Raw genomic sequence first — 10,676 nt, 5'->3', positions numbered from 1 at the left:
TTCCTCTAGAAAATATAGGAACATTATACCATTTTTACCAATAATTCTCATGGAGAATAGTCCCAAAGCCCAATTAGAACTCAACGTCCAAATAGAGCTTTAATAACTAGCCTCATCATGTCTATAAAAAACGAAAAAGCCACTGCTTCCAGTGACTTCCTAAGGCTCTCACTTCTTTCAAAGTAAGAACTCATTTAATCTTATGCTTATTCATCTTTTCTTCAAAAATGCTTGTCATAATCACGCGCAATTCTTCTCTTATCTGTTCGCGGTATTACTTTTTCTAAATTTTGAAATTTTTAAAGAGTGTTAAAGTCAACTTGACTTAAAAACTTATCACTTTCTAGCATTGAAGCTTTCTAAAGAAAAAATAGTTTGTGCTCTCATTTTACTTCTATTATCTTCGATAAAGTTAGAAATTGCTTTTTTATCATTAGGAATAGTAATAATATCTGATATCTCTAAGAATTTATCTTTTGCAAGCAAAGAATAGATCTCAGAAAAAGTTAAATCTTCAGAAATTTCAACGGATGCAACAATATTGTCTTGTTTAAAATGAGTTTCATAAAATGACTCATAAAACTTTAACGTGTCTTTTTTTAATTGCCTATCCGAAAGTCCCAGTTCTTCTCTAATACCACGCCATACACATTTTAACAAATCCGGGCTTCGGGTTTCCTCATCAAAATCCGTTTCAGATAGTGTTTCAGTAACAGAAACATATATCCACTCCTTACCACCCGTATATGAGGCTCTACTTGATCTTTTGGTCAAAATGATTTCGTTTTGCTTTGGAAGTATTAGAATCAAGCTTACTCCAAAAGAACTTCTAGACCAGCTGTAAGAACTATTTAAGTCCTTCACTAAACTTTCTTTTTTAAAAGTTAAATTTTGAATTAATTTTTCAACAATTTTATGTGTGTAGTAGTCTGTTTCAAAGAAGTCTATTGATAATATTGGAGCTTCGTTTATATCATTTGTTCTAGATAGACCATCAAGACGATTTACACCTAAAATTTTACCATTAAAGTAATTGCCATTTTCCTTTTTTAAAAAAGAAGCAAAAACCTCTTCTCTAATAGTTTCCAATTGAGTCTCTAATTCATTTTCTGAAATAAATTTACGGAAATCATCTCTAAGGATATCTTTATTTGAAAAGTTAGAGTTATCATCTATTGTTACTTCTTTAGGTGTTGTTAGCAATAGCTTCTTGTTACTACTGATACTTTCTTGAATAGAATCAAATGAAAAATATGGAAACCCACTCGCAGTAATTACTATATCTTGATGTGGCTTTGTGTAAAAATTTTCTAGAGTAGTTTCTAGTTTTTTCTTCTTCATTTTCTTGCCCAAGAATGCCATTATATAATCCAATAGTTTCTCTGCTAAGAAACCAAGTACAAATGTGATCATTGATAAAAATAAATCCATATAAAACTCTTCTCCATTTTTTATTTTTCTGTATAAAACAAAATATAAATTTATATTATCTGTATTTTAAAATCGAATATAGATAATAAAAACACTATTATTCTTTTTCCAAAAATATACAATTATATAGGTACAAAAGCTTACTTAATCTTATGCTTATTCATCTTTTCTTCAAAAATGCTTGTCATAATGGCGCGCAATTCCTCTCTTTCCTTGTCAGGAAGTTCGCCTTGTTGCTTAGCGACAGCGTATAGTTCAGGACATTGCTTGGCAACTCGCTCAACCGTCTTGGTCGTCGCATGCCCTCTCACGAAGAAAGGAATCCTCTTAATCCACTCTTGGGGCACGAGTGCCAGAATCTTTTTGGCAGCTTCCTTATCGGAAATTTCTGCGGTGCTGAGCCCTTGATTAATCTGCTCTTGTTCTTTTTCTGTAAAATCTTTTAATTCCATACGCTAAATCTCCCAGTTCTATTTTCTTAATGCCAACTAAAGCACACTATTTACCTTCTACCCACTTATCATTGTCCATGATAAAGGGCTTGGCCAAACCTTCCCCTGTGTAGTCTTTATATTTGGTCTGCAAGTATTTGTAGACATCTTCCTTGGTCGCAAATTTGATTGCCTGATAAGGCTCTTCAAATGTCAGTTTTTCGACAAATAAATATCCATCTTTATCTGGAACCAAGACGCCGACATGCCCTACAAAGAGAGAGTCACCATCAAGATTGTCGTGGACTATGACAGAAAGCATCCTCGCCTTTTCACTAAACTTGAACTGTTTAAAGTATTCCTCCATCTTCTTAGCATGGACTTTTACATCTTGAGTCGCTTCGGTCTTGACTCTTGAAAACAAGATATTAAATTCTTCCTTATCCTTGGCATCAAAGAGCTTGCCCTTGTCAATTGCATCATTATCTATGAACAAGAGTTCATCATCTTTTTCTATTTGAGGGATTTCGATGCTATTTTTCAGCAAAGTGTAAGTATTAATCCGACAATTTGTTCCGATAAAATCGCCCTTTTTTGCTTGCCATAGAGGATTGATTTTTTCTACGTCATATTCTGTTTTGGTAAACTTAGTGAAATCGCCCGTTAATCCAGTAGAACCAACAAGTCCATTGTAGTCATTGACTAGATTGACAAAGTTATCGACACTGTCTTTATCCAAGTTGGCAGCCAACAAACTCTTAACTTCTTCGACACTCTTTTTACTGTTTAGATTTGAATAAGTCGATGTAGTTTGACTTGTTTCTTTATTTTTCTGCGAACTAGCACATGCTGCCATCCCAAAAGCTAAAGCCAAGCAGGCGCAGGACATGATTATTTTGCTGTATTTCTTCATTCTTATTTCTCTCTAATTCTTGTCTTCTACAGACTATTTTGCTTTACAATTTTTCTGATGAGCCTTCAACTTTTTCATGGCCCAGTCATAATGGCTGGAAGTAGCACTTACAAAATAGGAACCTAATACAGTCCCTCCGACCCATTTATAGACTTTTTTTGAAAATAATTCTTCATTTGTAAATGTGTCTGCCAAGTGCAAAACATCTTGATGGGACTGATGAAAGATCTCAGTTGCCTCTTTTAGAGAAGTCTTTTGATGCTTCTTCCAAAATTCCTGATTCAGCTCTCCATAAGTCTTCCAGTTATAGGGCGCAGGAAGAAAGGGCTGCTCTTGACCCTTTTGATTGGAATACACCCAATCCAACAAGAGCTGATGCCATTCATAGAGGTGAATCAAAACATCTCTTACATTTTTATCTCGTCTCCAATGGGCCTCTTTCTTCTTTTCATCCCGAGAAAAATCAAAAGGGGTATTTAACTCTTGATCAGACAATTTGGAAATGAGAGTTTGCAACTTCTCAAAGTTTTCCTTAGCAGCTAGCATCAACTCTTCTTTAGTTTTCGGTCTAGGCATAAGATTGCACTCCTTTGCATCTTTCGGTTCTTGGAAATCATTTTGCAAATCATCAGCATTATAGGATTTTCTCAATTTCCTTTGCTATTTTACTCTTTTTCAATTTCCTATATCTGATGTATCTCCATAAAACAGCAGGATTCAAGCTGTAGGACAATTGCAATAGAAAGTAATTTACCCACTCTATAAGAGCAAACATCCAAATCGAAAAAGAAATGATAAACGTAGAAAACTCTCCGTGATTAAATAATATCACAAAAATTCCCGTAGCTAGTAAAATAAAATCCAATTTCTTCAATATCTTGTAAATTTGTCCTGTATACTTTTCAGCAAATCCTGGATTGGAAATCCTCTTGATTAAAATCCACCAAAAAACGGAACCTTGTATCAAGATAAAAGTTAGGAGAAACAAGGAGAAAGAAATAGAAATGAAGCCTTCAGTAGTAAAAATCCACTTTTTAAGCAGGAAAAAATTCATCCAAAATACTAAAACAGCGACCAACTCCCCACTAGCTAGATTAATCAACTTTTTCTTCAGAAGTCCTTTTGATTTCATCTTAAACCACCATGAAAAAATTCCAACACTTTTAAAGAAGGAATTTTTAAGACCTTGTTTGTTCGGATTCCTTTATTTCTACTCCATTACCTTTTAGACTCATCACAATAAACTACAAATCCCTTTGGTAAGATGACAAGTTTCTCGTCATCAGTTTGGCAATGGCTCACCAAATCAGCTGAATCTCTGTCTAAGAGATAATTTACTTTGGACTGATTAAAAATGGCTCGGATTACTTGATGATTATGTTGCCATTCTAAAGCCAGTACATCAGGTTCGATTTCTTCTAGACTATATTTCCCATGCTGAATAATGTCCGCAACATCCTTGCGAAGCTGAATCAAGTTCTTCATAAAATTGAGCATATCATTGCTACTTGAAACCCGGTCCCAAGGCATGACCCGTCTACAATCCGGGTCCATACCTCCACCCAATTCTAGCTCGGTCCCATAATAGATACAAGGCGTCCCCCTTTGTAAAAAGAGAAAGGCGAGTGCAGATTTGACCAGCTGTATATCTCCTTTAGCTGTCGCCAAAATGCGCTCCGTATCATGCGAATCCAAGAGATTAAACATAACCTCAGAAATCTGCTGCTTGTAATACATGGACTGGCAATTCATCTCAGATATGAATTGACTGATCTTCTTGCTCCTGCTCAAAAAGTAGTCCTTGATACTATCGGATAGAGGATAGTTCATGACAGCGTGAAACTCATCGCCATTAAGCCAAGGCTGAGAGGTATGCCAAACCTCTCCAAGAATATAAAGGTCAGGCTTTTTGGCCAAAACAGCCTTACGAAAATCTCGCCAGAATTGATGATCAACCTCATTGGCCACGTCCAATCTCCAAGCATCAATATCAAAATATTCAATCCAATAGGTCGCAACGCTTAAGAGATAGTCTTTTACCTCAGGATTTGCCGTATTCAGCTTAGGCATATAGCTGGCAAAGGCAAAGGTATGATAAGGGAGTTCTTTGGGATTCACAAGCTTGTCATTCGTCACTGGGAACTCTTGAATGTGGAACCAGTCTTTGTAAGCTGACTTTTCACCATGCTTGAGAACATCCTGCCATTGAGCGGATTGATCGCCCATATGATTGAAAACCGCATCCAGCATGACCTTCATCCCACGCAAATGAGCTTGCTCCACCAGTTGACGGAAAGTCTCCTTGTCCCCAAAGTGTCGATCAATTTCAAAGTAATCCGTCGTATTGTACTTGTGATTACTTGGAGATTCAAAGATGGGACAGAGATAAAGCCCTGTAATCCCTAAGTCGTGCAAATAATCCAGATAGTCAATAATCCCTTGTAAATCCCCACCAAAGAAATCACTACTTTTAGGTCTGATAGATGAATCCCAATCTAGAGCTCCTGCTGGCGAAAGTTCAGCATTTCCGTTGGCAAATCGTTCTGGGAAAATCTGATACCAGACCGTTTTTGAAACCCAATCAGGAACCTGGCAGCCATCAATTTCGTGAATATAAGGGAGTTTAAAACCATTGCCCTCTAAAACAAGGTTTTCTGGACTATTGTCAGCGAAGCCTTTATCTCCATATAAGATGCTTTGACCTACTTTATCCTTAAGCTCAAACAGATACTGGAGCCTAGCAAAGCGCACAGAGACAGCTACTTGCCAATAATCAAATAAGGCATCAGAGGTCACCTTGACCATCTCTTTTACATCTTCATAAGAATCCTCAAGAAAAACAAAGGGATCCCCATAGTGCAAAACGATTTTCTCTATATCTTCTTTCTTAGTCCTAATTCTGATATGCACTTGACCTTCTTTATAAAGATAGGCATACTCCGACTCCGGTCTATGATAAATGGCTGTTAATTCCATACTTTTCATCTCCTAGATTTCACTTTTTAAACTCATCGTGATTCTATGCAAACGATTCCATAGCTTAGCCCTAGTATACTATTTTAAAAAAATGATTGCAAGCTATTGTTCAAGTTTGGGAATAGGAGGTATATCTTTTCAAAAAATATCAAAACTTTTATTCCTCGAAACAGTACAACAATGAAGGTTTATTTTCTAAATATATTTCTCACAGAAGTCTTGACTAAAGGGAATGGAATTCCTGACCTCCTTAATCAATTCCTGCACTCAAGTTAAGAGAATGAACACATAATCTTTGGTGGCTTGATGTTCTATCTTTGCCAAGATTAAAATCTCATGAACATTTTATCAATAGATTGATTAAAATCTACACTCAGCATATTATTCCTATCCTTAGCGTATAGATTATCAAAATAATTTTTTAAATTCTCTAACATAATCAATTATAACTTACTCCCTAATATTATCTCTTTCTTTGTTATGCGATTCTATCAACCGTTCCTCCCCTACCCTCAACATCTCCTTTTCTACCTGACTCCACTCTCCAAACAATAACTCATGAAGAACAACTGCTGCTGATATTTCATCATCTCTCGAATCGTAAACACAGGTCCTATCTCGTTGATAGATTTGGATTTGTTCAAAGATACCTAATTGCTCCAGCTGATGGGTGTTCTCAACTAGATTGTTTACTATCAGGTCATGATGTTCTTTTGGGGTTGCTCTTGCTTGATTGGAATTGATAGCGTTTAGTTCTTCGTATCGGATAAGCATGCTCAAATAAGACAGCTCAGGCTTTGTAGCGATTAAAGATAGCTGAACTTCATAGCCTTTACTTATCAATAGTTCTGCTATTTTCTTTGGTACGTCAACCGTTCGCAATGTCCCCTCAATCAAAAGATTGTAGCCCACCTCACTCAGTTTTTCTACCAAGGATTCCACCATCTGTCCTGCAAATTTTTTGGTGTATTCGACACTATCTTTACCATAAGTTCGCTGAAGGTCCAGGTAATGTAGATGTTGAGCTCGAAAACTATCGCCATCAATGATGATTATATTACCCTGAAATTCTTTGAGCTTGATACGGTGGATAGCCGTTTTACCAGCTCCACTCTGTCCTCCAAGCAAAATAGCGCCTGGATTTTTACTTACTTGTTTTCCTCTAGTCAGTGTGCGTAAATTGCGAGCCAAGGCATGATTAAACTCTTCTTCGGTATAATCCTGAATCCCCATCAAGCTACCATCCGTTTTTCTGATGTTTCCAACATACGCTCGATTCCATCCAAGTAACCACTGTATCGCTCTAGTTCTTCAAAAGTAGTCACCAGATAAATGTTAGTATTGACCATATCAGACAAATCATCACTCATTAAAAGCCACGGATTACTCTCATTGTCAAAGGCAATCTCTTGACTGTCTTGATAACGATAGAGGCGAGCTAGTAAATTTGTGCCACGTTCCTTGACAATCTCTATTTTTAATGTCAATTCATAATCTTCTACTGGGTTTAACATTTTCTCTTCCCCCACAATATCGACATAGGATACATTGAATTTCTGGCAAATGGTGTCTATCAACTCCGTTGAAATAGGACTTGTCCCGTTTTCATAACGGCTCAGACTATTACGTGAAATACCAACAATCCGTGCAAATTCTGGTTGTGTCAAGTCATTTGTCTTTCGTAAAGATTTTATATTGTCTCCAATCATGGCTCTCTCCTTTGATTTTATAACTCCATTATAGCACAAAATTATAACGCACCAATTTTGGTGCGTTAAGATTGCAGACAAAGTCCTCAGCACACAAGTTTCTAAGGGCTTTGTCTGCAATCTGAGAGTGGCCTCTGCCACTCCTTTTTGAAATCTATACCTCCACCGATCTCCCCAATTTTATCACCTTATCATAGCGCTTCAAGTCCTCTTCGCTATAGTGATGAATCACTTCCACAAGTGCTTGTGGGAGAGAGAAGAGAAGCTGACTGATTTTCTCTTGATTTTTAAGGTCTAGATTGGCCTTGACCTCATCAGCCAGGATAAATTGGCGATTCTGATAGAGCGCGCGGGCAATTTCTAACCGCTGCTTCTCACCACCGGACAGGGTTTGATTGCTGGGTGTTTTGCCTTGGAGAGCTTTCAAACCTGTTTGCTGCAGGATTTCCTCCATCCTCACAGAATCCAGTTCTTGTCCCAAAGCAATATTTTCCTCCAGAGTCAATCCATCAAAGACATGACTTGACTGGAGAATGTAGGCTCCTGCCTGATAGATTTCATCCGAGTTTAGCTCTTGTCCATGGTAACGAATCCGACCTTGGCTAGGCATGATTTCACCATAGATGAGGTTCAGTAAGGTTGTTTTCCCAGACCCGCTTTCTCCGATAATGGCAATCTTTTCCCCTTCCTCAATGGTAAGGTCACAAGGGGCTAGTATTTCTTGACCATGACGCTCTACGCTGACTCGCTCTAGCTGGATAGGAAAGACGGAACCTTCAAGAACAGAAGGCATTTTCCACTCCTCTCCCAGCAAGTTTTGATACTTATCACAGAGAGACTTGGCTGATTTTCTAGTATTGATAAAGTAAGATAACTCCTGAAATTGGTAGCCGATATTATGCGATACTAGGTAAATCCCAACAAAGCTGGCTGCAGATAGGTAGTTATAATAGGTCATGAAACCACCAATGACAATCGGCGCAACCGAACAAAAAGCATCAATCCCATTAATAAAGAGACTGTTTATCGTCCGTTGCTTTTCATAGGCGACTTCTTGCTCTAAAGTCTTGTGCAAATCTTTGGAAAAAAGATTGTAAAACAAGCTTTGTCCCCGATAATGACGTATGGAACGAGCACCCGCAATCATATTAGTCACTTGAGAAACATAGCTTTGGTTAGCCATGGACTTCTGCTCAGAAATCGCATCCAAGCGTTTGGAACCTATGCTACTACAAAGGACAGGTATCGAATAAAAAATGATAAAGAGCAAACCCAGATAAAAATTAGTCCAGAGAGCATAACAGATAGAGACAGTTGTAAATCCCAAAGAAGAAATGATAATGACAGTCGGCTCAATATAATTATCTTCTAGCTGTTTCACATCATTTTCCAGGTCGGACAAAACCTCTTCATCCGCTATCCGACGGCTATATAAGAAAGTCTGAAAGATAGCCTGCTTGATCCCCGACTTAAAGTCTGTCAGCACTCGTGCGTAGTAATAGCGTTTACCCGCCAAACCCAGCAAGAGAATCAAATTCCCCACAATTCCCCAAATCAAGACCTGCCACAGCAAATGCAACTGGTGATTGGTAAAACTAGAGACAATATACTGAATCAAAGCTGGTGTAATGACAGCCTCCAACCAAGTAATCATAATTGCCACAAAATAGAAGAATAAATACTTTTTAGTCACATAGGATCTAAGCATAGCGTATAAACCTCCTGAAGTTATTTACCAACTTAGATAGTCGTTTTTTATCTAGATGGGGATATAAGAACTTAAAAATTCTTTCGTCAAAAGATTCCTAGGCTTTCACCAGCAGAGCTACACACTCAATATGTGGTGATATGGCATTCCTGCACCATAGAACGAATATAGTCAGTCAAGTTTAAAATTATACTATGGAACGGAGTCACTTATCTTTATTTAATGCTTTTAATATCAATCGCTCCATCCGTGAAGAATAAAGGTATTTTCTCAATGAATCACTTACTCTCTTAAACCTGTATAATAACTCCAAGTCGTCATAAATAGACCAAGATAAAAGAGAAAGTTCCTCTTTCCTCCTCTTCTCAATTTGCTCTTGAGTAAAATCATTCTGATAAGTGTGGCGTTTAGCTAATTTATAAGTCATCCCCTTTTTAGTATAGAAAGACTTTTCGATTTTCTCTTCTGCATTCAATGTATGAAAATCACAAAAATAAAAATACCAGATATCAAACCGTTTAACAGAGAATATTCGTGTAAATTTCATTAATCTATCACTTGATAATTTAATAATAATTTCTCGTAACTCAGTCAGATCTGCTATCTCAACAAATCTAAATGACTCAATATCTCTGGGAATATAATACTGCTTCCCAACTAATGCTATATAGTTAGGAATCTCCTTATTTAAAAATGTTTCAACAATTGAGTCTTGGCAACTAATAGCATAATCAAAATTTTCAGATAATTGATAGATATGTTTATCAATCCAAATCAATAATTTTTCGTATAATAAGACAACTTCTTCAAAATATTGACTATTTTCCTTATCAATTATTTTTCGAACATCACGTTTTTGGCTATAGAAATAGAAGAAAAAGACTATTGGTAATATCGTCATCAAAGCTACAAGGGCTGGTAATCTTGAAAAGATATCACCAATATTTACTTTTATTTGTAAAATACCTCTTAGAAATTCTTGGAGATTATACAAATAGTATGCAATATCTCCTTTCAATATCCCCAATGAAAAACAAGCAGATAAAAATGCAAAGAGCATAGGTACACTTATTATAATTCTAAAAATATTAACTAACAGCTGAGCCAAGGAGAGCTTAGATATCCCTCTCCAGACTGAACTTTTTTCACCACTACCATAAGTTACCCAACCCAAACGTAATAATTTACTTAGTCTTAGCAAATAATAATTTAATCTAATTGTGTAAAGTGCAATTCCTATCTTCTTCATTCTTACTGCAAATTGCCCTAGTTCACACAAATAATAGCTTATACCGCTATATAACTTAATAATTACTAAATCATATATGAGTAATACAAAAAGTAATTCTATCCAATATATAAAAGTTAAAGCCAACAAATTTCCTTGTGAAACGTTCAAATTAGTAGAAATAACTTCACTAACTATAATTTTTCCAAAAAATAGTAACAGTGCTACCGTTATAAGAAGCGAGGTATATTTAAATATTTTACTAATCTTCATATTTCAA

At 36.5% G+C, this 10,676-nt stretch carries 10 protein-coding genes; all 10 read right to left on the bottom strand.

The annotated features are described in order from the left end of the window. Window positions 1-336 precede the first annotated feature (336 nt). Window positions 337-1,431, bottom strand: a complete 1,095-nt coding sequence (locus tag AX677_RS01435; RefSeq protein WP_002933323.1) for a hypothetical protein — start codon at window positions 1,429-1,431, stop codon at window positions 337-339. A gap of 140 nt (window positions 1,432-1,571) precedes the next feature. After that, on the bottom strand, window positions 1,572-1,883 hold the full coding sequence (locus AX677_RS01430; RefSeq protein ID WP_060975904.1) for a hypothetical protein: 312 nt from the start codon (window positions 1,881-1,883) through the stop codon (window positions 1,572-1,574). Window positions 1,884-1,929: 46 nt separating this feature from the next. Then, complete coding sequence (locus tag AX677_RS01425; RefSeq protein ID WP_060975903.1) at window positions 1,930-2,775, bottom strand: DUF4300 family protein; 846 nt, start codon at window positions 2,773-2,775, stop codon at window positions 1,930-1,932. A 33-nt stretch (window positions 2,776-2,808) separates the two neighbouring features. Next, the gene (locus AX677_RS01420; RefSeq protein WP_060976045.1) at window positions 2,809-3,351 is read right to left on the bottom strand and encodes a ClbS/DfsB family four-helix bundle protein; all 543 of its coding nucleotides are present in this window, start codon (window positions 3,349-3,351) and stop codon (window positions 2,809-2,811) included. Window positions 3,352-3,409: 58 nt separating this feature from the next. After that, window positions 3,410-3,907 carry a hypothetical protein gene (locus AX677_RS01415; protein ID WP_060975902.1) on the bottom strand — a complete coding sequence of 166 codons (498 nt, stop codon included), beginning with the start codon at window positions 3,905-3,907 and terminating at the stop codon, window positions 3,410-3,412. An 86-nt stretch (window positions 3,908-3,993) separates the two neighbouring features. Beyond that, window positions 3,994-5,751 carry a glycoside hydrolase family 13 protein gene (locus AX677_RS01410; protein ID WP_060975901.1) on the bottom strand — a complete coding sequence of 586 codons (1,758 nt, stop codon included), beginning with the start codon at window positions 5,749-5,751 and terminating at the stop codon, window positions 3,994-3,996. Between the two features lie 450 nt (window positions 5,752-6,201). Beyond that, window positions 6,202-6,984, bottom strand: coding sequence for a zeta toxin family protein (locus AX677_RS01405; RefSeq protein WP_060975900.1), 783 nt, complete (start codon window positions 6,982-6,984; stop codon window positions 6,202-6,204). Then, the gene (gene pezA / locus AX677_RS01400; RefSeq protein ID WP_060975899.1) at window positions 6,984-7,460 is read right to left on the bottom strand and encodes a type II toxin-antitoxin system antitoxin PezA; all 477 of its coding nucleotides are present in this window, start codon (window positions 7,458-7,460) and stop codon (window positions 6,984-6,986) included. The genes AX677_RS01405 and pezA overlap by 1 nt, the downstream gene beginning before the upstream one ends. 154 nt (window positions 7,461-7,614) lie before the next feature. Next, window positions 7,615-9,168, bottom strand: coding sequence for an ABC transporter ATP-binding protein (locus tag AX677_RS01395; protein ID WP_060975898.1), 1,554 nt, complete (start codon window positions 9,166-9,168; stop codon window positions 7,615-7,617). 205 nt (window positions 9,169-9,373) lie between these two features. Further along, window positions 9,374-10,669, bottom strand: coding sequence for a hypothetical protein (locus AX677_RS01390; RefSeq protein WP_060975897.1), 1,296 nt, complete (start codon window positions 10,667-10,669; stop codon window positions 9,374-9,376). Between the last annotated feature and the right edge of the window lie 7 nt (window positions 10,670-10,676).

It is taken from the genome of Streptococcus sp. CCH8-C6 (genome assembly GCF_001557225.1).
In the GTDB taxonomy this organism is placed as follows: Bacteria; Bacillota; Bacilli; order Lactobacillales; family Streptococcaceae; genus Streptococcus; species Streptococcus sanguinis_C.
Note: the sequence above shows the minus strand (reverse complement) of the source record. Positions and strands in the feature narration are given on the sequence as shown.